This window comes from Methylobacterium carpenticola, assembly GCF_042748905.1.
Taxonomy (GTDB): domain Bacteria; phylum Pseudomonadota; class Alphaproteobacteria; order Rhizobiales; family Beijerinckiaceae; genus Methylobacterium; species Methylobacterium carpenticola.
Genome location: NZ_JBHZEO010000001.1, coordinates 6,591,032 through 6,612,671, shown reverse-complemented (window position 1 = coordinate 6,612,671; position 21,640 = coordinate 6,591,032). Strand labels below are relative to the sequence as shown.

The following is a 21,640-nucleotide window of genomic DNA, read 5'->3' as shown; positions in this document are numbered from 1 at the left end:
AGGGTCGGCCAAGAGGGGTGACGATGCGCGACGGTCGGGAGGCGGCGTGATCCTGCGCAGGACCGCGGGGGTGCTGGTGATGCTGGCCGCGCTCCTGTGGCCGGCCGTCCGCCCGGCGCCGGCCGGCGCCGAGGGCGAGGCGCCGGCCGACCCCTCGCGTCCGGAGGTCAGGGCGGCCCTGCGCGAGGGGGCGGTGGTGATCCGCGCCACCACCGACGAGGCGGAGGCGGCCGCCCTGCTCGACGGCTTCCGCCGCCGCTACCCGGGCCTGACGGTGGCCTATGCCAAGCTCAATTCATCGACCCTCTACGAGGAGTTCCTGACCCAGGCCGGGGCCGGGGCGGGCACGGCGGACATCATCTGGAGCGCGGCCATGGACCTCCAGGTGAAGCTGGTGAACGACGGCTATGCGGCGCACTACGTCTCGCCCGAGGCCGCCGCGCTGCCGTCCTGGGCGGTGTGGCGCAACGAGGCCTACGGCGTCACGGCCGAGCCCGTCGCCATCGCCTACAACCGCGCGCTCCTGCCCGCGGAGCGGGTGCCGCGCACCCATGCCGATCTCGTTCGCGCCCTCACCGAGAACCCGGAGGCGTGGCAGGGCAAGGTCGCCGCCTACGACCCGGAGCGCAGCGGCGTCGGCTTCCTGTTCCTGGCCCAGAATCTCCAGGTGACGCCGCGGACCTGGGACCTCGTGCGGGCCCTGGGGCAGGTCGGGGCGAAGCTCTACACCGCGACCACCACCATGCTGGACCGGATCGCCGCCGGCGAGGCGCTGCTCGCCTTCGACGTGTTCGGCGCCTACGCCCTGGAGAGGGCCAAGCGCGACCCGAATCTCGGCGTGGTGCTGCCGACGGACTACACCCTCATCACCTCGCGCATCGCCTTCATCCCGAAGGCGGCCCGGCATCCGGCGGCGGCGCGGCTGTTCCTCGACTACATGCTCTCCCGCGAGGGACAGGCGCGGCTCGCCGCCAGTTCCGTGACGCCGGCGCGGCTCGACGCGCGCCGGCCCGGGGACGCCGCCGCGACCGTGGCGGAGCCGCACCCGATCACGGTCGGTCCAGAACTCCTGACCTATCTCGACCAGATCAAGCGCAGCCGGATCCTGCGCCAGTGGCGGCGCACCATCGAGGGGCGCTGACGCGGCCGCACAGGGCAGCTCCGGCAAAATAATTCACCGCGACAGGTTGGTGACAGGTTTTTTCCTTAGGGTGCCTCTTAACGAACAAGGCGGGAGGCACCGGATGCAAGTGACGCGCGCGCTGCGGGGAGCCAGGCTCCCGCAAACCGCCGGCTCCCGGGCCTCCCTGCCGCTGGACCTGGATCGCGACGGGACCGGGCATCGACCGCCCGGCCATCCCCCGGACGATCCAGCCACCCCGACTTCCGCCCCGTCACGAAGCTGAACCGCGCGGCCCGTCCCCGTCCGGCGGCCTCGCATCGATCGCACCGGCCCAACGCAGCGCCGCCCGTCCCGGGTGTCGCGGCGGTGCCGTCGCTCGCCCCGTGCACCGGGGGCGGGCCGGGCGGAGCCGCCCATCCATTCACGTCGACCGGACGGCTCAAAACGAGCGGATCCGGCATCCAGGGAGGACATCTTGGCCCATTCCGCCGATCCCCGGCCCCGCTCCAAAGTCGCCACCGTGCTGCGCGTGACGAGTGGCAACTTCCTGGAGATGTTCGACTTCTTCCTGTTCGGGTTCTACGCCACCTACATCTCCAAGGCGTTCTTCCCGGCCGGCAACGATTACGCCTCCCTGATGCTCACCTTCGTGACCTTCGGGGCCGGCTTCCTGATGCGCCCGCTCGGCGCGATCTTCCTCGGCGCCTATGTCGACCGCATCGGCCGCCGCCAGGGCCTCATCGTCACCCTGACGATCATGGCGGCGGGCACCATCCTGATCGCCTTCGTGCCGTCCTACGACACGATCGGGCTGCTCGCGCCCTTCCTGGTGCTGATCGGACGCCTGTTGCAGGGCTTCTCGGCGGGCGTCGAACTCGGCGGCGTGTCGGTCTACCTCGCCGAGATGGCGACCCCGGGCCGCAAGGGCTTCTACGTCTCCTGGCAATCCGGCAGCCAGCAGGTCGCCATCATGGCCTCGGCGCTGATCGGCTACGCCCTCAACGCGGCCCTGACGCCCGCCGCCGTGGCGGATTGGGGCTGGCGCGTGCCGTTCTTCATCGGCTGCATGATCGTGCCGTTCCTGTTCTACATCCGCCGCTCGCTGGAGGAGACGCAGGAGTTCCTGCACCGCAAGCACCGGCCGAGCGTCGGCGAGGTCTTCCGCTCGCTGGGCCAGAACTGGCGCATCGTGCTCCTCGGCATGCTGCTCGTGGTGATGACGACCGTGTCCTTCTACACGATCACCGTCTACACCCCGACCTTCGGCAAGAGCGTGCTGAAGCTCTCGGCCACCGACAGCCTGATCGTGACCTTCTGCGTGGCGGTGTCGAACTTCTTCTGGCTGCCGGTGATGGGCGCGCTCTCCGACCGGATCGGCCGCAAGCCGCTGCTCCTGCTGTTCTCGGCGCTCACCCTGCTCACCGCCTATCCGGCGCTGGCCTGGCTCGTGGCGAACATCTCCTTCACCAACATGCTGATCGTGCTGCTGTGGTTCTCGTTCCTGTACGGCAGCTACAACGGCGCGATGGTGGTGGCGCTGACCGAGATCGTGCCGGCACATGTGCGCACCGCCGGGTTCTCGCTCGCCTACTCGCTGGCGACGGCCCTGTTCGGCGGCTTCACCCCCCTCGTCTCCACCTGGCTCATCGAGGAGACGGGCAACCGCGCCGCGCCGGCCTTCTGGCTCGCCTTCGCGGGGGCTTGCGGCCTCGTCGCCACGATCCTGGTCTACCGGGAGCGGCCGGTCGTCCAGGGCACCCTCGCCGAGGGGCAGGCGGCCTGATCCGGCGTCGGATCCACGCGCGGCGCGCCGGGTGACCGGCCGCCGCAGCCAAGGAGCCACGGTCCCGGTCCGGATCGTGGCTCTTCGCATATCGGGCCTCGGGAGAACGCCATGTTTCGCCGCACGATCCTGCTCCGCGCCGCCTGCGGCCTCGCCGTCGCGCTCCTCGCCGGGGGCGCCGCCCGGGCCGCCGAGATCCGGGTGGTCAGCTCCGGCGGCTTCGCCGCCGCCTACCGGGCGCTCGCCCCCGTCTTCGAGCGCGAGACCGGCCACCGGCTGATCGCCGAATGGGGTCCCTCGATGGGCCACACGCCGCAGGCGGTGCCGGCGCGGCTCGCGCGCGGCGAGCCGATCGACGTCGTCATCATGGTCGGCTACGCCCTCGACGCGCTGGCGGAGCAGGGGAAGGTCGTGCCGGAGACGCGCAGGGCCCTCGCCCGCGCGGGCACGGCGGTCGCCGTGCGCGCGGGCGCCCGGGTTCCGGAGATCGGCACCCTCGACGCCCTGCGGCAAACCCTGCTCGCGGCGTCCTCCATCGCCTATTCGGACAGCGCGAGCGGCGTCTACGTGCGGGACGAGCTGTTCCGCAAGCTCGGCATCGCCGAGGCGGTCGGGCCCAAGGCGCGGATGATTCCGGCCGAGCCGGTCGGCGCCGTCGTCGCCCGCGGCGAGGCGGAGATCGGCTTCCAGCAGCTGAGCGAGCTGAAGCCGATCCCCGGCATCGCCATCGCCGGGCTGCTGCCCGCGGAGGTCCAGCTCTACACGGTGTTCTCGGCCGGGCAGGTCGCGGGCAGCCGGGAGCCGGAGGCGGCGCGGGCCCTCATCCGCTTCCTCGCCTCGCCCGAGGCGGCCGAGGCCATCCGGGCGACCGGGATGGAGCCCCTGCCGGCGGCGCCGTGAGGCGGCGGGGGCGTTGATCGGGGCGCCGCCCCGGGGCAGGGTGCCGGCGTTCCGGGCGGACCATATGGCGACCTCCGCGTCCGGACGCCCGCACGCCGCCGATCCATCCCCGGACAAAGCCCGCATGAGCGCCCGCCTGCGCATCCTCGTGATCGACGACGAGCCACCGATCCGCAAGCTCCTGCGCACGGGGCTGTCGAGCCAGGGCTACGAGGTCGTGGAGGCCGGGAGCGGCCGGGCGGCGCAGGAGGCCCTGGCGGAAGCCGAGGCCCTGGCGGAAGCCGCCATCGACCTCGCGATCCTCGATCTCGGCCTGCCGGACGTCGCCGGGCTCGATCTCCTGCGCCGGATCCGCGAGGCGCATCCCGCCCTGCCGGTGCTGGTGCTGTCGAGCCGCGGCGACGAGGCCGGCAAGGTCGCGGCCCTCGACCTCGGCGCCGACGACTACGTCACCAAGCCCTTCGGCATGAACGAGCTGCTCGCGCGGCTGCGCACGGCCCTGCGCCACCAGCTCGCGCAGCAGGGCGAGCGGCCGGTCTTCCGGCTGGACGATCTCAGCGTGGATCTGGTGCGTCGCATCGTGCGCACCGGCGAGCGGGAGGTGAAACTCTCGCCCAAGGAATACGACCTGTTGCGCCTCCTCGTGCAGCACGCGGGCAAGGTGCTCACCCACGCCTTCCTGTTGCGCGAGATCTGGGGCGCGGCGGCCGATCCGCAGTATCTGCGCGTCTATGTCCGCCAGCTGCGCGCGAAGATCGAGCCGGAGCCGGACCGGCCGCGCATCATCCTGACCGAGACCGGCGTCGGCTACCGTCTGCGTGCCCCGGACTGAGCGGGCGCCCCGGCGGGTCCGCCGCGACGGGTGCGCCGCGGAGGGGCTTCACGACGCGCGCGATGCCCGCCCCGGGCCGGCCCACTCTGGACCTGAGGGCGATGGCCAAAGGCGGGCTGCGCGCCCACCCGGGCTTGTCCGCGGGCGGTTCCGCCCGAACTGTCTTCCCGGGCGGCCGAGCCGTGGCGCCGATGCGCGACCTCCATGCTCGACCTCCTTGCCCGACCGCCTGTCCGGGCCGCGCCCGGAACGCGGCGCGGCCTCTTTCAGCCGCGCCATCCTCCCACACAGGAGACCATGCCATGACCTTCACCCTCGTCCGGGCCGCCGCGGTCGCCGCCGTGCTCGGTGGCTTCGCGCTCCCCGCCAAGGCGCTGCCGCTCGCCGATGCGGCGCTGGTCGGCGACGCCCCGGCCGTGACCCTGGCGGCCGGCGGCTGCGGCCCGGGCTTCCATCCCAATCGCTGGGGCGCCTGCCGCCCGAACTGGGGCCCGCGCCCCGCTTACGGACCGCGCCGCTTCTACGGGCCGCGCTGCATCATCCGCCCGACGCCGTGGGGGCCCCGCCGCGTCTGCCGCTGATCAGGCGATGGCGGCGCCGCGCCCTCGGGGCGCGGCTCCTGCCCGCTCAGCCCGCAGCCCCGAGCCGCCCCGCGAAGAAGCGCGCGATCTCGGAGGCCGCGAGATCCGGAGCCTCCCTATGGACGAAGTGGCCCGCCGTCTCGACGCGGGCCGCCGCGAGGTCCGTGAAGGTGTCGCCCAGCCGATCCATCCACTCGACCCGGATGATCGGATCGCGCGCGCCCCACAGCACTCGGGTCGGCACGGTGATCGGCGGCAGGGGCGGTGCCGTTCCCTCGATGACCTTGCGGCGCGACGGCGCCGACGAGAGATACCAGTCGAACCCGCCCTGAAGGTTGCCCGGCCGCAGGAAGTTGTCGATGAAGCGGTCCATGACGGGCGCGAACGTCTCGGGATCGGCGCTCCAGTGCCGTAGGAAATGGCCGATATAGGCCGCGCAGCTCTCCCGAGAGGTGCCGACCAGCGACGCCGCGAAGGGCTGCTGGTGGAAGTACTGGTACCACGTCTCCTTGAGATGGCCGGCCTCGGCCCAGCGCCCGCCGATGCCGGGGGTCGGGCAGTTGAAGAAGAACAGCCCGCCGAGCCGCTCCGGATGCCGGCGGGCGAAGGCCTGCATGACGTAGGCGCCGACATCGTGCCCGACCAAGCCGACGCGGCCGAGGCCGAGGGCGTCGAGGAGCGCGACGAGGTCGGCGGCATGCGCCTCGGCATCGACCGTCGGGTCGGGGGGCGCCGCCGGATCGCGTCCCGTCTCGCCGAAGCCGCGCAGGTCGGGCACCACGAGGGAGAACCGGTCGGCGAGCCGGGTCATCACCGGCTCCCAGGTCGCCCAGAATTCCGGCCAGCCATGCAGGAGCACCAGTGGCGGGCCCTCACCGCTTCGCGCCACGTGCATCCGGATGCCGCGCACCGGAATCGCCGTGTGACGGATCGTTGCCCCCGCGGATGCGCTCACCGATGACGTCATGGACCTCTCCTCTCCGGGCGCGGCGTCCGACAGCGGGCGCGGGCCGTACGGGCGCAGGACCGCAAACCATCCCCCCGGGCTGACTCGCGCATGGAATCCGGGGGGTCGCCGTGCCGACCGGTTGTACCATGCCGCTGGTGCCGATCCCGCTCGGGCGGGCCGGACGCTGTGATCGTGCTCGGCTCGCCGTCGGGCGACTGGTCCGGGGCCGAAGATGTGCTTGCGGCGACCGGAGACCGAGAGTCATTTCCGCCTCGCTCGACCGGGCGCGGAGAGGAACCCGACTTTAACCTAAAATCCGCCTTGATGATCGTGGATGGCTGAAGCGTCGCGTTTACGCCATAAGTCGAGCGGTATCTGGCGATGGATGGAGCTGACGTCGCGTGACCCGGGCCGCTCCGTTGAGGGACATCGATGACGTGGGCGGCGATGCCGCGGCTCTCGGAGCTGGCAAGAACGATGGGAGCCGTGTCGCGGCTGCGATCGGTGCGGGTGCTGGCCACGGCCGGCACGATGCTCGCGATCGTGATCGCGGTCGCTATCGGCCTGTTCATCAAGGAACTGCATGACCGGGCGATCGAGGAGGCGGAGCGCAGCCTGACGAGCCTGTCCGTCGTCCTCGCCGAGCAGGCCGACCGGGCCCTCCAGGCGATCGAACTCGTCCAGCAATCGGTGATGGAGGAGATCCTCGGCGCGGGCGTCACCACCGAGGAGGGCTACATCGAGCAGGCCTCGAAGCCGTCCCTGCACGAGTTCCTCAAGGCCCGGGTCGTGGCGCTGCCGCAGGTGAACGCCGTCACGGTGATCGACCACACCGGCAAGCTGCGGAACTTCTCCCGCTACTGGCCGATCCCGAATGTCAACATCGCGGACCGCGACTACTTCAAGGCGCTGGTGGCGGATCCGGCGCTGCAGCGTTTCGTCAGCAAACCGGTGCCGAACCGCGGCAACGGCGTCTGGACCATCTACATCGCCCGCAAGGTCTCGGCCCCGGACGGCCGCTTTCTCGGCCTCGTCCTGGGCGCGGTCGAACTCCAGTACTTCGAGCGCCTGTACGGGCAGATCGCGCCGGCGCCGGACTACGTCCTGTCGATGTTCCGGACCGACGGGGTGATGCTGGCGCGCCATCCGGCCAGGGAGGGCACGATCGGCAACCGCTTCAGCGGCGCGGGAGCGGCCCTGATCGCGGCGAACGGGCACACGAGCGGCGTGATCCGCAACGTCAGCCCCATCGATGGGCAGGACCGGGTAATCGCCGCGCGCAGCCTCGGGAGCTACCCGATCTATCTCAGCATCAGCCGCACGGCCGCGGCCTGCCTCGCGCCCTGGCGGCGCCAAGCGCTGGTGCTCGCCGCGGCGGCTCTGTTCCTCGATCTCGGGCTCCTCGGCCTCGTCGTGCTCGGCATCCGGCAGATCCGCGGCCAGGAGCGGCTGTCCCGGGCCGAGGCGGCGCGGACGGCGGCCGAGATGCGCGAGCGCGGGGAGCGGGATCTCCGCGCGCATTACCAGCGCTTCGGCACCGCCCTCGACAGCATGACCCAGGGCCTGTGCCTGTTCGACCGGGACAACCGCCTCGTCCTGATGAACGTGCGCTTCGCCGAGATGCACGCGCTGCCCCCGGATCTGTGCGCGCCGGGAACGCAGTTGCGGAACCTGCTGAGCTGCCTGGCGGCCCGGGGCGGCGAAGCCATGCTCCGGCCGCGCCGGGCCATGGGCGGACCGGAGGCCGGCCCATCGCCCCCGGACCCGGACAGCTTCACCTGCGACCTCGCGGACGGGCGCTCGATCAGCGTCGTGCACGCCCCGATCCCAGGCGGCGGTTGGGTCTGCACCCACGAGGACGTGACCGAGCGGCGCCGGAACGAGGCGCAACTCGCCTATCTGGCCCGGCACGACGTCCTCACGGGCCTGCCCAATCGCGTCCTCCTGCGGGAGTGGAAGGAGGAGGCCTTCGCCCGGCAGCGGAGAGGCCGCATGGCGGCCGTGCTTTGCCTGGATCTCGACGGGTTCAAGATCGTCAACGACACGCTCGGCCATCCGGCCGGCGACGACCTCCTGCGGCTCGTCGCGCGCCGGCTCAAGGGCATCATGCGCGAGAACGAGCGGCTGGCGCGCCTCGGCGGCGACGAATTCGCCATCGTCCAGATGGAGATCGCCCAGCCCGCGGAGGCCGCCGCCCTCGCCGCGCGGGTGGTGGAGGTGCTGACCGCGCCCTTTCAGATCCAGGGCCAGCCGGTGGTGATCGGCACGAGCCTCGGCATCGCCACCACGGCGAGCGCGGGCTCCTCGGCCGCGGCGCTGCTGCGCAGCGCCGACATCGCCCTGTACCAGGCCAAGGCCTCCGGCCGCGGCACCTGGCGCTTCTTCGATCCCACGATGGATGCGGACATCCAGCACCGGCGCCGGCTCGCCAACGACCTGCGCCGCGCCCTCGACGAGGGACGGTTCGAGCTGCACTACCAGCCGCTGGTCGATGCGCGCACCCGGACGCTGCGCGGCTTCGAGGCGCTGCTGCGCTGGCCCCATCCCGAGGAGGGCTTCATCAGTCCTTCCGTGTTCATTCCCCTGGCGGAGGAGATCGGCCTGATCCGTCCCCTCGGCGCCTGGGTGCTGGCCCGGGCCTGCGCGGACGCCGCCGCCTGGCCGATGCCGGTAAAGGTCGCCGTCAACCTCTCGCCCGTGCAGTTCGTCGAGGGCCGGCTGGTGGAGGAGGTGCGCCAGGCGCTGGCCGGCTCCGGTCTCGGCGAGGGGCGGCTCGAACTCGAGATCACCGAATCGGTGCTGCTCCAGGACAACGACGTGACCCTGGCGGTCCTCCACGAGCTGCGCACGCTCGGCGTACGGATCTCGATGGACGATTTCGGCACCGGCTACTCGTCCCTGAGCTACCTGCGCAGCTTCCCCTTCGACAAGATCAAGATCGACCAGTCCTTCGTGCGCAACCTCGCGCGCGGGACCGGCAGCGTCGAGATCGTCCGGGCGGTGATCGGCCTCGGCAAGGCCCTCGGCATGAGCGTGCTCGCCGAAGGGGTGGAGACGCCCGAGCAGTTCGACATCCTGCGGGAGGAGGGCTGCGACGAGTTGCAGGGCTACCTGTTCAGCCGGCCGCGGCCGGGCGCGGATCTCGGCGAGCTGTTCGCCCTGTCGCAGGCGGCCTGACCGGTCGCCGTGCGGGCCCGAGGGTGCCCGGCTCAGGACTCGAAGATCGCGCGGATCTTGGTGGCGAGGGCGTCGACCGCGAAGGGCTTGGTGATCATCTGCATGCCGTGGCCGATCTGGCCGTTGCCGAAGGCGGCGTTCTCGGCGTAGCCCGTCATGAACAGCACCTTGAGCTGCGGCCGCGCGAGGCGGGCCTGATCGGCGAGCTGGCGGCCGTTGATGCCCGGCAGGCCGACATCGGTGATGAGCAGGTCGATATGCGCGTCCGATTGCAGGACGTGCAGCCCGGCCGACCCGTCCGGCGCCTCCAGCGTGTCGTAACCGAGTTCCTGCAGCACCTCGGTGACGAGGGTGCGGACGGTGGCGTCGTCCTCCACCACCAGGACGGTCTCGCCGCGCTCGGCCCGCGGCGCCTCCCGGCGCGGGGCGGCGGGCGGGTCGATCTCGCCGCGGTAGCGCGGCAGGTAGAGCTTCACCGTCGTGCCCTGCCCGGGCTCCGAGTAGATCTTGACGTTCCCCTCGGATTGCTTGGCGAAGCCGTAGATCATCGAGAGGCCGAGCCCGGTGCCCTGGCCGAGGGGCTTCGTCGTGAAGAACGGGTCGAAGGCGCGGCTGATCACCTCCGGCGGCATGCCGATGCCGGTGTCGCTCACGCAGACGCAGACGTACTGGCCGGCCTTCACGCCGATCTCGCGCGCCGCGTAGGCGTCGTCCAGGAAGGCGTTGGCGGTCTCGATGGTCAGGCCGCCGCCGTCCGGCATCGCGTCCCGGGCGTTGATGGCGAGGTTGAGGACCGCGTTCTCGAGCTGGTTGGGGTCGCAGAGGGTGAGCCAAAGGCCCCCCGCCACCACGATCTCCAGGCGGATGTGCTCGCCCAGCGTGCGGCGCAGGAGCTCGTCCATGGAGCTGACCAGCCGGTTCACGTCGACGGGCTTGGCTTCGAGGGGCTGGCGGCGCGAGAAGGCCAGCAGGCGGTGGGTGAGGGCCGCCGCCCGCTGGGCCGAGGTCATGGCGAGGCCCGCGTAGCGGCCGAGATTCTCGGTGCGGCCCTCGGTGAGGCGGGTCTGCATCAGGTCGAGGGCGCCGACGATGCCGGTGAGCAGGTTGTTGAAGTCGTGGGCGATGCCGCCGGTGAGCTGGCCCACCGCCTCCATCTTCTGCGCCTGCCGCAATTGCTCCTCGGCCTGCTCGCGCTCGGCGATGGCCTCGCGGACCCGGATCTCGAGGGTGTCGTTGAGTTCGCGGAGCGCCCCCTCCGCGTGCTTGGCCGCCGTCACGTCGTAGACGACGCCGACATGGCGCAGGTCCGAGGTCTCGTTGTCGCGGATCGCCTCGCCGCGCCGGGCGAGCCAGCGGATCTCGCCGCTGTCGGCGAGGCGGAGCCGGGTCTCGGTATAGGGCAGTTCGCCGACGTCGCGCAGGGCCGGGTCCATCAGCGGCGGGTCGCCCTCGACCACCAGGGCGTTGACCGTGCTGGTCGCCAGGATCTCGGCCGGCATCAGGCCGAGCAGGCTGCAGAATTGCGGCGAGACCGCCACCGTGGCGAAGCCCGGCACGTATTCGAAGGCGCCCACGCGGCCGGCGGTCTGCGCGATGCGCAGGCGCTCCTCCACCCGCTTCTGGTCGGTGATCTCCACGAGGACGCCCGTGAACCGCACGGGCGCCTCGTCCGGCCCGTAGAGGCAGCGCCCGCGCGCATGCACCCAGCGCACGGTGCCGTCGGGGGCGCGCAGGCGGTACTCCTTGTCGAAGACCTCCGCCCCGTTGAGCACGCCGCTGACGGCGAGGCGGATGCGGGTGCGGTCGAGGGGGTGGATGCTGGCGAAGAAGGCGCTGGTGGGCACGCTGCCCGGCACCGCCGGCACGGTGATGCCGTGCAGGGCCGCGAAGCGCTCGTCCACCTGCAGCCGCCGCCCGGGGATGTCCCAATCCCAGGTGCCGGCGATCCCCGCCGCCGAGAGCGTGAGCGCGAGGTGGCGCTGCACCTCGGCGAGGCGGTCCTCGGCTGCGCCGAGGCGCTTCTGCGCGGCCTCGGCCTCGTGGGCCAGCGTCGCGTCCACCTGCGAGGCGAAGAAGTTGATGAGGTTCCCGGCCTCGTCGAAGACGGGAGCGACGAAGAGCTCGTTCCAGAACGGGCTGCCGTCCTTCCGGTAGTTCAGGATCGAGGAGCGGACCTCGCGGCCCTCCGCGACGGCGGCGCGGATCCGCGCGACCGTTTCCGGGTCCGTTCCGGGCCCCTGCAGCAGGCGGCAGTTGCGCCCGACCAGATCCTCCTCCGCGTAGCCCGTGAGCGCCTGGAAGGCGGCGTTGGCGAACACGATCGGGTTGTCGGGCAGGTGCGGATCCGTGAGGATCATGGGCTGGCGCGTGCGCTCCAGCACCGTGATGAACGGGCCGGCGCGCCGGCGCACCGCCGCAAGGGCCTCGCCGGTCCGGTCCGGGGCCGCCTTCGGGTCGGGGCCGGGCCGCTCGCTCATGATCGCCGCCCGCGGGGCCGCATCGGCGGGATTCGGGGCGCCCGCATCAGCCGCCCGTCTCGCCGATGGCGCGCGCGATGAAGTCGTCGATCAGGACCTTCAGGTTCTCCAGCGACGGCAGGTCCATCAGCATCGCGATGTAGCCGCGGATGTCGCGCTCGCGCACCGAGAAGTTGATGTAGAGGAACAGGACGAGCGCGGACGCATCGCCGCCGGCGAGCGGCTGGAAGATCCGGACGCCGTCGCCGCGCAGCACCTCGGGCAGCGACATCGTCAGGGTCTGCTGGAGCATGTTCGCCATGGTGGCGAGGCAGCCGTTCAGGATGATGTTGCCCGTCTCGGTGAGGGCCTCGTCCTCCAGCGCCGCGATCTCCTCGGCGGAGAGTTCCTCGCCCGTGACGGCGCGGACGAGTTCGCGGCCGGTCTCCTGGGGGAAGATCAGCAGGGCGCGGCCCGAGAAGGCGCCCTCGAAGCCCTGGTGGATCACCACCAGATCGGAGGCCTCGCGTTCGGCCACCAGGCGCGCCGCATCCGCCCGCGAGACGATCTCGATCGAGGGGACCGAGAGCAGCACCTGCACGCCGATCATCTTGCGCAGGCTCGCGGCCGCGCGGCTGACGCCGATATTGACGAGTTCCGTGAAGGCGTCCTGCTGGAGCGCCGAGAGCGCGACGGACGCGGTCACGACGCCGCCCTCCGCAGGCGCAGGGACGCCCCGGAGACGAAGCCGGACAGGGCGTCCTCGGTCAGGGGCTTGGCAAGGAAGGTGGCGCCGACGCCCCGGGTGCGCGCGACGATCTCGTCCTGGATGTTGGCCGAGATCACCGCGATGGGCATCTCCGGGCGCGCCGCGCGCAGGGCGCCCGCAAGGTCGAGGCCGTCCCGGCCCGGCATGTTGAAATCGAGGAGGGCGACGTCGATCGGCTGCCCGGCGATCAGCGCCAGCGCCTCGTCGGCATTCGCGGCCTCGGCCAGGGCCCAGTCGGGCTTCAGCTGGCGCAGGAGCTTGGCCACGACGAGGCGGGCGAGCTTGCTGTCGTCGACGATGAGGGCGGTGACGGGCATGCGGGCGATCACGCGGTGTGGCGAGGGTCGGCGCGGCCGCCGGCTCTCCGCGTATATGCGTCCCACGCGGTCGAGGTGAAGCCCAAATGGAAGCTGGCCCGCACGCCTGCGCGTTCTACGTGTTCCCGCGCGGGTCGAGCCAGCGCGCGGCGAAGGGGTCGCCGCAGCTGCCCCGCAGTGGCGGTCGCAGGCGCAGCATCACCTGCACCACGGCGGTGTGCAGCCGGGTGCAGGCGCTCCAGTCGACGCTCGCGTCCGGATGCCCGAGGAGCAGGGCCGCGAGCGGCTCGGCATCCTCGACCGGGCAATTGCCCTCGAGCAGGACGACGTCTCCCTCCGCGGAGAGCTGCACGCTCATGCGATGTCTCCGGGTGCGGGGCCGCCGGCCAGGGCGACGAGAGCGGGCGGGTCGAGCACGAGCAGGATCCGCCCGTCGCCGAGCAGCGTGGTGCCGCAGAAGCCCGGCGCCGCGGCGGCGAGGCCGGCAAGCGGGCGCGTCAGCACGTCGAGCCGCTCGCCGAAGCGATCGACCTCCAGCGCCACGATCTCGGGGCCGGCCTGCACCACGAGGAGCCGCGCGGTGCCGTCCCCGGGCTCGGGCGCCGGGAGCCCGAGCAGCCCGCCGAGCCCCAGCACCGGCACCGTGCGGCCGCGCAGGCTCACCGCGGCGCCGAGTCCGGGGCCGAGATCGCGGATGCGCGCCCGCGGCACCTGTGCCACCTCGGCCAGGGCCGAGAGCGGGACGCCGTAACGCTCCGGGCCCACGCTCACCAGCATGATCCGGGTGAGGGCGATGGTCTGGGCCAGGAGGAGCCGGATCGTGGTGCCCGCGCCGACGCGGCTCTCCACCGAGACCTGCCCGCCGAGCCGCTCCATCGCCGCCCGCACCGCATCCATGCCGATTCCGCGGCCCGAGAGGTCGCTCACGCGCTCCGCCGTGGAGAAGCCGGGGGTGAAGATCAGGTCGATCGCCGCCGCGTCGCTCATGGTCGCCAGCGCCGCGTCGCCGTGCAGCCCGCGCGCTCCGGCCCGGCGGCGGATGAGGGCCGGGTCGATGCCGCGCCCGTCATCCGAGACGCTGACGGCGAGCCGGCCGCGGAGCAGCGCCGCCCGCAGGGTGATCCGGCCGGTCGGCGACTTACCGGCGAGCCGGCGCTCATCGGGGGATTCCAGGCCGTGATCGACCGCGTTGCGCAGCACGTGCAGCAGCGGCTCGAACAGGGCGTCTGCGACCGCCTTGTCGGCTCCCACCTCGCCGCCCTCGACCGTGAGGGCGACCTCCTTGCCGAGGCCGCGGGCGATTTCGCGCAGGGGCCGGGCGAAGCGCCGGAAGACGGTGGCGAGCGGCAGGAGCGTCAGGGCGGTGACGCCGCGATGCAATTCCCCGACGAGCTGACCGATCCGGGCGTCGCTCTCGCGCAGGGCACGGGAGAGTGCGGCCGGGTCGATCCCGGCCTCGGCACGCCCTGCGAGATGATTCAGTGCGTTGCGGGCGACGACGAGGTCCCCCGTGAGCGCCACGAGGGCGTCCAGCCGGTCGGCCTCGATCCGCAGGGTGCGGTCGGGCCCGCCTGCGACCTCGGCGGAACCGGCCGCCCAGGAGGCCGGGCCGGCCTCTCCCAGGGAGGCGAGCCGTTCCGCCAGGGCCGCGGCGCCGTCCCGGGCGGCGGCGAGGACGGCCTCGGCCGCGGCCGTGCGGCCCTCCGCCCGCAGGGCGTTGGCGGCGGCGCGGGCCGCCGCCTCGTGCCGGCCGGCCTCGCCGTCCGGATCGCCCGCCGTCGCGAGGAGGCTCATCTGCTCGGCGAGGATCCCGGTGGTGAGGGACGGCCGGGCCGGAGCGGGGCGCGGCGCCACCGGGACGAGCGTGACCTGATCGCGGACGAGGCGGAAGACCGCGTCGACGCTCTCCGGCGGGTCCGCCGTGAGGAGCGCAATGTCGAGGTTGCAGCGATAGACGTCGACCTCGCCCTCGCAAGGCCAGGGCTCGGCGGGCGTCACGCGCAGGGCCAGAAGCCCGGGGAGCCGCCGCACGAGGCCGAGCGGATCGTCCCCGGTGAAGAAGCACTCGGCATGCGGCCGGTAGCGGAGGGCGAGCAGGGCAGCGCCGGCCGGAGCCGCCTCCGCCCGGTCGAGGAGGGGCAGGACCCAGTCGGGCGGCGCGGAGGCTTCCCGTGCCGGCGCTGCCGGATCCCGCGGGGCCTCGGCGCCGCGCAGATGCGCGACGAGCCGCCCGGCCTCGTCCGCGGCGCCGGCGGGCAGCGCGCCCGCCGTCGCGATGGCCTCGGTCCAGCACGCGGTGGCGTCGAGGATCGCGAGGAGCCTGTCGGTCAGGGCGGCATCGATCGCGCGGGTTCCGGCCCGGGCCGCCCCGAGCCCGTCCTCGGCGGCGTGGAGCACGGCGAGCAGTGGGGGATAGTCGAACAGGCCCACCGAGCCCTTCAGCGTGTGGAAGGCCCGGAAGGCGCGGTCGAGGGCCGCCGCATCCCCGGGCGATGCTTCGAGGGCGAGGAGGTCGTCGGCGGCCGACCCGATGAGGTCCCGCGCCTCGATGAGGAACTGCGCGATCAGGTCCTTCACCGGTGCCACCCGCTCAAAGCCGCCGCATGCGCCACGAGGACGTCCTCGGCGAGGGGCTTCACGAGGTAGAAGTTCGCCCCGGCCGCGCGGGCGGCCAGACGGTCGTGCGCGCCGGATTCCGTGCTCGTCACCAGGGCCGGGACCGCCCGCACCGGGTCCGGGCGGCTGCGCAGGGCGCGCAGGAAGGTGAGACCGTCCATCTTCGGCATGTTCACGTCCACGACCACGAGGTCGTAGGGGCTCGACAGCAGCAGCTCCAGCGCCTCGATGCCGTTGAGCGCCTCGTCCACCCGGAATCCGGCCCGCTCCAGCGCGTCGCGGTAGTAGCGGCGCACGAGGCTCGCGTCGTCGATGACGAGGATGCGGGGGCCGGCGACGGTCTCAGGCATGGTCCTCCTCCGGCCGCTGGTAGACGATGGCGTCCGCGGTGCGGCAGACGCGGAACAGGGGCGAGATCCGGCTCATCGATTCGGTGTGGCCGAGGCAGATGAAGCCGCCCGGCGCGAGGCTGTCATAGAGGTTCCCGGCGGCGGTGCGGCGCGAGGCGTCGTCGAAGTAGATCAGCACGTTGCGGCAGAACACGATGTCGAAGCGGCCCTGGGCCGCCATGGCGCGCTCGTCCATCAGGTTGCAGGGGGTGAAGCGCACGGATTCGCGCAGCTCGCCGATGATGCGCCAGTGGGGGCCGTCCCCGGCATCGGGCTCGGGCACGAAGTAGCGGCGCACCAGATCCCGGGGCAGGCGCATCAGCGCGCGCTCCCCGTAGCGGCCCGCCTCGGCCGCCGCGAGGACCCGGGTGTCGATGTCCGAGCCGACGATCTCGACCTCGTAGCGATCGACCTCGGGCCAGTGCTCCAGGAGCCAGATCGCCAGCGAATAGGGCTCCTCCCCGGTCGCGCAGGGCATGGACCAGATCCGCACCGCCTCGCCCGGCGCCCGGCCCGCCGTGACCTGCCCGACGAGCGAGGCGGTGAGGCAGCGCAGCTGGTATTCCTCGCGGAAGAAATAGGTCTCGTTGACCGTCAGGGCATTGATCAGGCTCTCGACGGCGCCGCCGCTTCCGGCGCGCAGGAGCGCGAAATACTCCGTGAAGGAGGCGGCCCCGGTGGCGGCGATCCGCTCCGCCACGCGCCGGTCGACGAGCGCGCGATGTCCGGGCGTGAGCAGGATGCCGGTGCGCCGGTAGAAGAAGTCCGCGAGCCGCCCGAAATCGGCCTCCGAGAGGCTGGGAGCGCCCGAAGGGCCCATGTCCGTCATGTCAGGCGCCGGCGAGGCGGGCGATCACGGTGTCGATCGCGCCGGGCAGGAAGGGAGTGGCGGAGAAGCGCGCCCGCGCCGCCCGCAGGGCCGGGACGGCTTGCGCCGTCCCGGTCTCGGCGAGCGTCTCGACCGCGGCGGCGCAGACATTGGCGTCCGTCTCCCGCTCCAGGAGCCCGGCGAGGAGCGCCGTGGCGGTGCCGGGCTCCTGCGTCCGGGCGATCGCGGCGGCGAGCAGCCGCACATCCGCGTCCGGATCAGCGAGCAGGCCCGGCAGCAGGGGAAGCACGTCGGCCGGCATGTCCTGCAGGGCCTCGACGCAGGCGTTGCGCAGGGCCGGTTCCTCCGCGCGCAGATGCGGGGCCAGCGCCGCGGCGCCCTCCGCCCCGCAGGCGATGAGGGCGCGCAGCAGCGCCTCGCGCACCCGCAGCACCGTCTCGGCGGCGAGGGCGGGGCCGAGGATCGTCGCGGCGCCGGGGCGGCCGGCGAGATCCCGCGCGGCGGCGAGCCGCCGGTCGGGCTCCGGGGCGTGCAGATCGGCGGGTGCGGCCGTCGTCTCGGCGGGTGGGCGGGCGCCCGGGGGATCGCGGCGGACGAGGGGCATCAGCCGATCCAGGCCAGGAGTTCGGCGGGAATCGCGTCGAGCGGCGCGATGCGGGTCGCGCCCCCGGCGCGGACGAGTTCCCCCGGCATGCCCCAGACCACCGCGCTCTCCTCCGCTTCGGCGATGGTGCGCCCGCCGCGGGCGCGCAGTTCCGCCATGCTGCGCGCGCCGTCGCGCCCCATGCCGGTCATCAGGATGCCGACGAGGCGGGCGGCCTCGACATGGCCGAGGGCGCTCGCGACGAGGCGGTCGACCGAGGGGTGCCAGGGATGGTCGGGATGGGCGGGGGCCGGCGCGGCGACGAGGCCGGCCGGGCGGCGGGCGACGATCACGTCCGCGTCGCCCCGTCCGACATAGACGTGCCCCGCCGACAGGGGGGTCGGCCGCGTCACCTCCTGCACGGAAAGGGCGCAGAGCCCGTCGAGGCGCCGCGCCAGCGGCCCGGTGAAGCTGCCGGGCATGTGCTGGGCAATGATGACCGGCCAGGGGAAGCCGGCGGGTAGCGCCGACAGCAGGCTGTCGAGGGCGGGCGGTCCGCCGGTCGAGCAGCCGACGAGGACGAGGCCGGGCAGGGGGGAGGACGGCGCGCGGGGTTCCGGATTCGCCGGTGACGGGGCCGGGGGCCGGAGCGCGGCGTGGCGCGCCCGCACGCGCGCGGCGAGGCCGAGCGCGGGACGCGGCCGGGCCTGCGCGGCCGCCCGCACCTTCCGCACGAGGCCGGGGGCGAGATCGTCGATCGCCAGCGAGACGGCTCCCGCCGGTTTGGCGACCACGTCGACCGCCCCGCGCGCCAGCGCCTCCAGGCTCGCCTCGGCCCCCTCGGCGGTGAGGCCCGACAGCATCACCACCGGGCAGGGCCGCTCCAGCATGATCCGGTCGAGGCAGGCGAGGCCGTCGAGCCCCGGCATGGTGATGTCGAGGGTGACGACGTCGGGCCGGAACTGCTCCAGGACGTCGAGGGCTTCCCGGCCGTCGCGGGCGACCGCGACCTCGAAATCCCCCTCCGCCGCGAAGATCTCCCCGAGGAGCTTGCGCATCAGCGCCGAGTCGTCGACGACGAGGAGCCGGATCATGCGGCCGTCCTCGCCGGGGCTCCGGGAGCGAGGAGCCGCTCCGGATCGAGGAGCGGGAGCAGCTCCCCCGCCCCGAGATCCGCCGCGCGGGTGACCGCGGCATCGAGGCCCTCCGGCGGCGGGCGGACCGCGCCCGGGGGGAGGGCGCGTCGGCCGAGGATCCCGTCGACGCGCAGGCCCGCGCGCTGCTCCCCGCTGCCCAGGATGAGGATGCGCGCGCGCGCATCCGCCGCGCCCGCCGGCTGCCCCAGCCGGCCCCGCAGATCGATGACCGGGATGGCGGCGCCGCGCAGGTCGATCAGGCCGGCGACGCCGGCCGGCGCCCAGGGGAGCCGGGTGATCGCCGCAGGCACGCGCCGGATCGCCGAGACCGCGCCGGAGGGCAGCCCGTAGCGCCCATCCCCGACCGCGACCACGACGACCGTCTCGCCCGGCGGGACGCGCGGCGGCTCGACGAGGGCCGCGGCCGGGGTCTCCGGACCGAGTGCCGCGAGCAGGCCGTCGAGGGACAGGACCGGGAGGAGGTCGCCCTCGCCGCGGCGCGCGACCGCCGCGACGGCGCCGCTCCGCCCGTGGCGCAGAACCTCCGGAAGCGGATCGATCGTTCCCGGCGGCAGCCGGAGGACCGATCCGACCGCCTCGACCCCGATCCCGACACCCCGGGCCACCACCACGCGCCCGTTCGCCATGCCCGGTTCCGCCTCAAGGCCGAGCAGATGCGCGAGCGGCCGCAGGGGCAGGATGCGCCCGCGCCGGACCATCTCCCCGGGGGCGGGCCGGCCGCTCGTCCCCTCCGGCGGCAGGGCCAGGATCTCCGTGACCTCGGCGAGCGGCAGGGCGTAGGACCGGCCCGCCGTCCCGACCTCGATCAGGGCGACCTCCGCCGCGGCCTCGGGCGTCGCAGCGGCCGTGCGGCCGGGCGGTGGCCGGATGACCGAGGCCGGGAGGGCGAGGGCCGCGACGAGGCGCGGCAGGTCGAGGATCCCGGCCCCGGCGAGAGCGTCGCCCCCGCTCAGGCCGACGACGCGGTCGATGAGGAGCCCGACCGGCTCCCCCGCATCGGCCACGACCAGGCGACCCGGCTTGCCCGCGGGCGCGCCGTCCCGGTTCAGGAGCCGGTGCAGATCGAGAACCGGCAGAGCGGCTCCGCGCAAGGGCGCGAGCCCCGCCACGGCCGAGGGCAGGCCCGGCAGGCGCGTCAGGGGCGGTGCAGGCAGGATCGCGCGGACGCGCCCGCCCGGAAGCGCGGCGCGATCCTGACCGAGCGCGACGAGGAGGAAGCGCGCCGGAGCGCCGTGGCCGAGAGCGGTGGGATCAAGCATCCGCGAGCCGCAACTCGCCGGAAAGGGCGGCGATCTCCTCGACCGCGGCGGCGAGATCCTCCGCGCCGCGGGCCTGCTGCCGGGCGGCGGTGGCGGCCTCGGTGGCGGCGCGGTCGGCCTCCTCGGCCGCCACGGCGATCTGGCCCGCGCCCGTCGTCATCTCGCCCGTGATGCGCAGGATCGTGTCGGCGCCCTCGGCGGTCTCCGCATTCGCCCGTTCCAGCGCCGCCACGTCGTCCTCGACGGTGGCGAGATGGCCGAGCAGCGTGCGGTTGCGCCGGATCTCGGTCTCCCCGGCGGCGGCGGCCTGCTCCAGCGCCCGCCGGACCGCCGCGGCGCCGTCCTGGACCGTGCGCACCGTGTCGCGGATCCGCTCGGCGCTGCGGGCGGCCTCGCGGGCGAGCGCCCGGATGTCGGACGAGACCACGGCGAAGCCCTGCCCCTCGGTGCCGGCCCGGGTCGCCTCGATGGAGCCGCTCACGCCGAGCATGCTGATCTGAGCCGCCACGAGGGCGATCGAATCGACGATGGTCGCGATGCGACGGGTGCTGGATTCGAGAGCGCCGACCCGCTCCAGGCCGGCGCAGGTCTCGTCGAAGGCGCGCGTCACCCCCTCGGCGAGGCCGATCAGGCTGGCGCGGGCCTCGCGGATCGCCCGGCCGAGGGCGGCGACGCGCTCCAGCGCCGCGGTGGCGCTCGCCCGCGCGCGCCCGGCGCCGCGCTCGACCTCCGCGAGGGCGGTGCTCGACTGGCGGACGGCGGCGCTCTGGATGCCGGTGCCGCGGCTGATCTGGTCGACCGCCGCGAGGATCTGGGTCGCGGCGCCGGAGAGTTCCTGGATGGTCGCAGCGAATTCGTCGGCCGAGGCGGCCACCTCTTCGGCGCGCGACGTCTGCCGGCCGCGGCCGCGCCGCACCTCCTCCGCGAGGCCCGAGAGGTGCTGGGCCGTGATCCGACTCTGCTCGAGGGCGAGGGTCTGCTGGGACACCGCCTGCTGGGCCTCGACCGCAGCGGTGGCCTGCTGCTCCGCGGCGGCGGCGATCTGCTCGGCGCCGCGCTGGGCCTCGCGCAAGGTCGTCTCGGCCTCGATCGCGGCGGCCAGGATGGCTTGGGTGCCATCCGCGAGGGCCCCGAGATCGATGCGGGCCGCGTCCAGCTCGCGCGTCACGCGCTCCCCCGCCGCCGCATCGGCCACGGCCCGCTCCGCCGCGGCCCGGATCCCCGCCCCGATGGCGCCGACCTCGGCCCGGATCGCCTCCGCGAGGGATTGGGCGTCGCGGGCGCCCGCCTCGGCGGTCTCGGCCAGGGCCCGCACCTCGTCCGCCACGATGGCGAAGCCCCGGCCCTCGGCGCCCGCACGCTCCGCCTCGATGGCGGCGTTGAGGGCGAGCAGGTTGGTCTGGTCGGACACGTAGCCGACCGCGCCGGTGACCTCGCCGATCAGGGCGGCGCCCCGGTCGAGATCCGTCACCGTGGCGACGGTGGCGGTCTGGCGCGCGGCGTTGGTCTGGATCGCCGCGACCGACTGGGTGACCTGCGCGTTGGCCTCGATCAGCAGCGCCTGGAAGGCCGTGGTCCGCTGCCGGGACATGTCAGCCCGTTCGCGGGCCTGCGCGAGCCGCCCGACGATCGTGGTGACCGCGGCGAGGGATTGCTGGGCGGCGCCCGCGGCCTCCTCGGCGCCGGCCGCGATCAGCGTCATCGCCCGCCGGAGTTCCTCCGAGGCGGCCGAGGCTTCGGTGATGCCCGCCGCCAGTTCCTGTGCGGCGGCGGCGAGGCGCTCGGTGACCTTCTGCTTCCGGGTTCCGGCGCGCTGGCGTCCGGTTCCGGCCGCCGCCTCCGCCCGAGGCGCCGCGACGGGCGCGGGCGGCTCCTCCCGGGAGGCGAGCTTCGTCTTCTTCACCAACGCCATCGGACCAT

General features: G+C 73.7%; 18 protein-coding genes. 6 read left to right on the top strand and 12 right to left on the bottom strand.

Features of this window, described 5'->3' with window-relative positions:
* Nucleotides 1–46: 46 nt before the first annotated feature.
* The 5 genes from ACE101_RS30600 to ACE101_RS30580 all read left to right on the top strand — a co-directional run bounded on the left by ACE101_RS30600 (nucleotide 47) and on the right by ACE101_RS30580 (nucleotide 5,219).
* On the top strand, nucleotides 47–1,141 hold the full coding sequence (locus ACE101_RS30600; protein ID WP_379138079.1) for an ABC transporter substrate-binding protein: 1,095 nt from the start codon (nucleotides 47–49) through the stop codon (nucleotides 1,139–1,141).
* A gap of 457 nt (nucleotides 1,142–1,598) precedes the next feature.
* The gene (locus ACE101_RS30595; protein ID WP_379138077.1) at nucleotides 1,599–2,906 is read left to right on the top strand and encodes an MFS transporter; all 1,308 of its coding nucleotides are present in this window, start codon (nucleotides 1,599–1,601) and stop codon (nucleotides 2,904–2,906) included.
* A 111-nt stretch (nucleotides 2,907–3,017) separates the two neighbouring features.
* On the top strand, nucleotides 3,018–3,806 hold the full coding sequence (locus ACE101_RS30590) for a substrate-binding domain-containing protein (RefSeq protein WP_379138074.1): 789 nt from the start codon (nucleotides 3,018–3,020) through the stop codon (nucleotides 3,804–3,806).
* A gap of 124 nt (nucleotides 3,807–3,930) precedes the next feature.
* The gene (locus tag ACE101_RS30585) at nucleotides 3,931–4,638 is read left to right on the top strand and encodes a response regulator (RefSeq protein ID WP_379138072.1); all 708 of its coding nucleotides are present in this window, start codon (nucleotides 3,931–3,933) and stop codon (nucleotides 4,636–4,638) included.
* 302 nt (nucleotides 4,639–4,940) lie between these two features.
* Entirely contained in the window at nucleotides 4,941–5,219 is a 279-nt protein-coding gene (locus ACE101_RS30580) for a GCG_CRPN prefix-to-repeats domain-containing protein (protein WP_379138069.1), read from the top strand.
* Between the two features lie 46 nt (nucleotides 5,220–5,265).
* Here ACE101_RS30580 and ACE101_RS30575 read toward each other — a convergent pair whose 3' ends face one another.
* On the bottom strand, nucleotides 5,266–6,186 hold the full coding sequence (locus tag ACE101_RS30575; RefSeq protein WP_379138066.1) for an alpha/beta fold hydrolase: 921 nt from the start codon (nucleotides 6,184–6,186) through the stop codon (nucleotides 5,266–5,268).
* Between the two features lie 459 nt (nucleotides 6,187–6,645).
* Between ACE101_RS30575 and ACE101_RS30570 the strand changes: the two genes are divergently transcribed.
* Complete coding sequence (locus ACE101_RS30570) at nucleotides 6,646–9,345, top strand: bifunctional diguanylate cyclase/phosphodiesterase (RefSeq protein ID WP_379138063.1); 2,700 nt, start codon at nucleotides 6,646–6,648, stop codon at nucleotides 9,343–9,345.
* Between the two features lie 32 nt (nucleotides 9,346–9,377).
* On the opposite strand, the gene ACE101_RS30565 is transcribed toward ACE101_RS30570, so the two are convergent.
* The 11 genes from ACE101_RS30565 to ACE101_RS30515 all read right to left on the bottom strand — a co-directional run bounded on the left by ACE101_RS30565 (nucleotide 9,378) and on the right by ACE101_RS30515 (nucleotide 21,632).
* Nucleotides 9,378–11,822, bottom strand: coding sequence for a PAS domain-containing protein (locus tag ACE101_RS30565; RefSeq protein ID WP_379138060.1), 2,445 nt, complete (start codon nucleotides 11,820–11,822; stop codon nucleotides 9,378–9,380).
* Between the two features lie 46 nt (nucleotides 11,823–11,868).
* Nucleotides 11,869–12,507, bottom strand: a complete 639-nt coding sequence (locus ACE101_RS30560) for a chemotaxis protein CheX (RefSeq protein WP_379138057.1) — start codon at nucleotides 12,505–12,507, stop codon at nucleotides 11,869–11,871.
* Nucleotides 12,504–12,887, bottom strand: a complete 384-nt coding sequence (locus tag ACE101_RS30555; RefSeq protein WP_379138054.1) for a response regulator transcription factor — start codon at nucleotides 12,885–12,887, stop codon at nucleotides 12,504–12,506. The genes ACE101_RS30560 and ACE101_RS30555 overlap by 4 nt, the downstream gene beginning before the upstream one ends.
* 115 nt (nucleotides 12,888–13,002) lie before the next feature.
* A complete protein-coding gene (locus ACE101_RS30550; protein ID WP_379138051.1) occupies nucleotides 13,003–13,245 on the bottom strand; it encodes a hypothetical protein in 243 nt (80 codons plus the stop codon).
* Nucleotides 13,242–15,464 carry a chemotaxis protein CheA gene (locus tag ACE101_RS30545; protein ID WP_379138048.1) on the bottom strand — a complete coding sequence of 741 codons (2,223 nt, stop codon included), beginning with the start codon at nucleotides 15,462–15,464 and terminating at the stop codon, nucleotides 13,242–13,244. Before ACE101_RS30545 ends, ACE101_RS30550 begins: the two co-directional genes overlap by 4 nt.
* Nucleotides 15,461–15,853: a response regulator gene (locus ACE101_RS30540; RefSeq protein WP_379138045.1), complete on the bottom strand. Its 393-nt coding sequence runs from the start codon at nucleotides 15,851–15,853 to the stop codon at nucleotides 15,461–15,463. The genes ACE101_RS30545 and ACE101_RS30540 overlap by 4 nt, the downstream gene beginning before the upstream one ends.
* Entirely contained in the window at nucleotides 15,846–16,721 is an 876-nt protein-coding gene (locus ACE101_RS30535) for a CheR family methyltransferase (protein ID WP_379138042.1), read from the bottom strand. The genes ACE101_RS30540 and ACE101_RS30535 overlap by 8 nt, the downstream gene beginning before the upstream one ends.
* Nucleotide 16,722: 1 nt before the next feature.
* A complete protein-coding gene (locus ACE101_RS30530; protein ID WP_379138039.1) occupies nucleotides 16,723–17,325 on the bottom strand; it encodes a HEAT repeat domain-containing protein in 603 nt (200 codons plus the stop codon).
* A complete protein-coding gene (gene cheB, locus ACE101_RS30525; RefSeq protein WP_379138036.1) occupies nucleotides 17,325–18,398 on the bottom strand; it encodes a chemotaxis-specific protein-glutamate methyltransferase CheB in 1,074 nt (357 codons plus the stop codon). Before cheB ends, ACE101_RS30530 begins: the two co-directional genes overlap by 1 nt.
* Nucleotides 18,395–19,720 (bottom strand): chemotaxis protein CheW, encoded by a 1,326-nt coding sequence (locus ACE101_RS30520; protein ID WP_379138033.1) that lies wholly within the window; start codon nucleotides 19,718–19,720, stop codon nucleotides 18,395–18,397. The genes cheB and ACE101_RS30520 overlap by 4 nt, the downstream gene beginning before the upstream one ends.
* Nucleotides 19,713–21,632: a methyl-accepting chemotaxis protein gene (locus tag ACE101_RS30515; protein ID WP_379138030.1), complete on the bottom strand. Its 1,920-nt coding sequence runs from the start codon at nucleotides 21,630–21,632 to the stop codon at nucleotides 19,713–19,715. The genes ACE101_RS30520 and ACE101_RS30515 overlap by 8 nt, the downstream gene beginning before the upstream one ends.
* Nucleotides 21,633–21,640 lie beyond the last annotated feature (8 nt).

Excerpts from the sequence above, each read along its gene's own strand:
- ACE101_RS30590 (WP_379138074.1), top strand. The coding sequence starts at position 3,018 with ATGTTTCGCCGCACGATCCTGCTCCGCGCCGCCTGCGGCCTCGCCGTC.
- ACE101_RS30585 (WP_379138072.1), top strand. The coding sequence starts at position 3,931 with ATGAGCGCCCGCCTGCGCATCCTCGTGATCGACGACGAGCCACCGATC.
- ACE101_RS30580 (WP_379138069.1), top strand. The coding sequence starts at position 4,941 with ATGACCTTCACCCTCGTCCGGGCCGCCGCGGTCGCCGCCGTGCTCGGT.
- ACE101_RS30575 (WP_379138066.1), bottom strand. The coding sequence starts at position 6,186 with ATGACGTCATCGGTGAGCGCATCCGCGGGGGCAACGATCCGTCACACG.
- ACE101_RS30570 (WP_379138063.1), top strand. The coding sequence starts at position 6,646 with ATGGGAGCCGTGTCGCGGCTGCGATCGGTGCGGGTGCTGGCCACGGCC.
- ACE101_RS30565 (WP_379138060.1), bottom strand. The coding sequence starts at position 11,822 with ATGAGCGAGCGGCCCGGCCCCGACCCGAAGGCGGCCCCGGACCGGACC.
- ACE101_RS30555 (WP_379138054.1), bottom strand. The coding sequence starts at position 12,887 with ATGCCCGTCACCGCCCTCATCGTCGACGACAGCAAGCTCGCCCGCCTC.
- ACE101_RS30550 (WP_379138051.1), bottom strand. The coding sequence starts at position 13,245 with ATGAGCGTGCAGCTCTCCGCGGAGGGAGACGTCGTCCTGCTCGAGGGC.
- ACE101_RS30540 (WP_379138045.1), bottom strand. The coding sequence starts at position 15,853 with ATGCCTGAGACCGTCGCCGGCCCCCGCATCCTCGTCATCGACGACGCG.
- ACE101_RS30535 (WP_379138042.1), bottom strand. The coding sequence starts at position 16,721 with ATGACGGACATGGGCCCTTCGGGCGCTCCCAGCCTCTCGGAGGCCGAT.
- ACE101_RS30530 (WP_379138039.1), bottom strand. The coding sequence starts at position 17,325 with ATGCCCCTCGTCCGCCGCGATCCCCCGGGCGCCCGCCCACCCGCCGAG.
- cheB (WP_379138036.1), bottom strand. The coding sequence starts at position 18,398 with ATGATCCGGCTCCTCGTCGTCGACGACTCGGCGCTGATGCGCAAGCTC.
- ACE101_RS30520 (WP_379138033.1), bottom strand. The coding sequence starts at position 19,720 with ATGCTTGATCCCACCGCTCTCGGCCACGGCGCTCCGGCGCGCTTCCTC.
- ACE101_RS30515 (WP_379138030.1), bottom strand. The coding sequence starts at position 21,632 with ATGGCGTTGGTGAAGAAGACGAAGCTCGCCTCCCGGGAGGAGCCGCCC.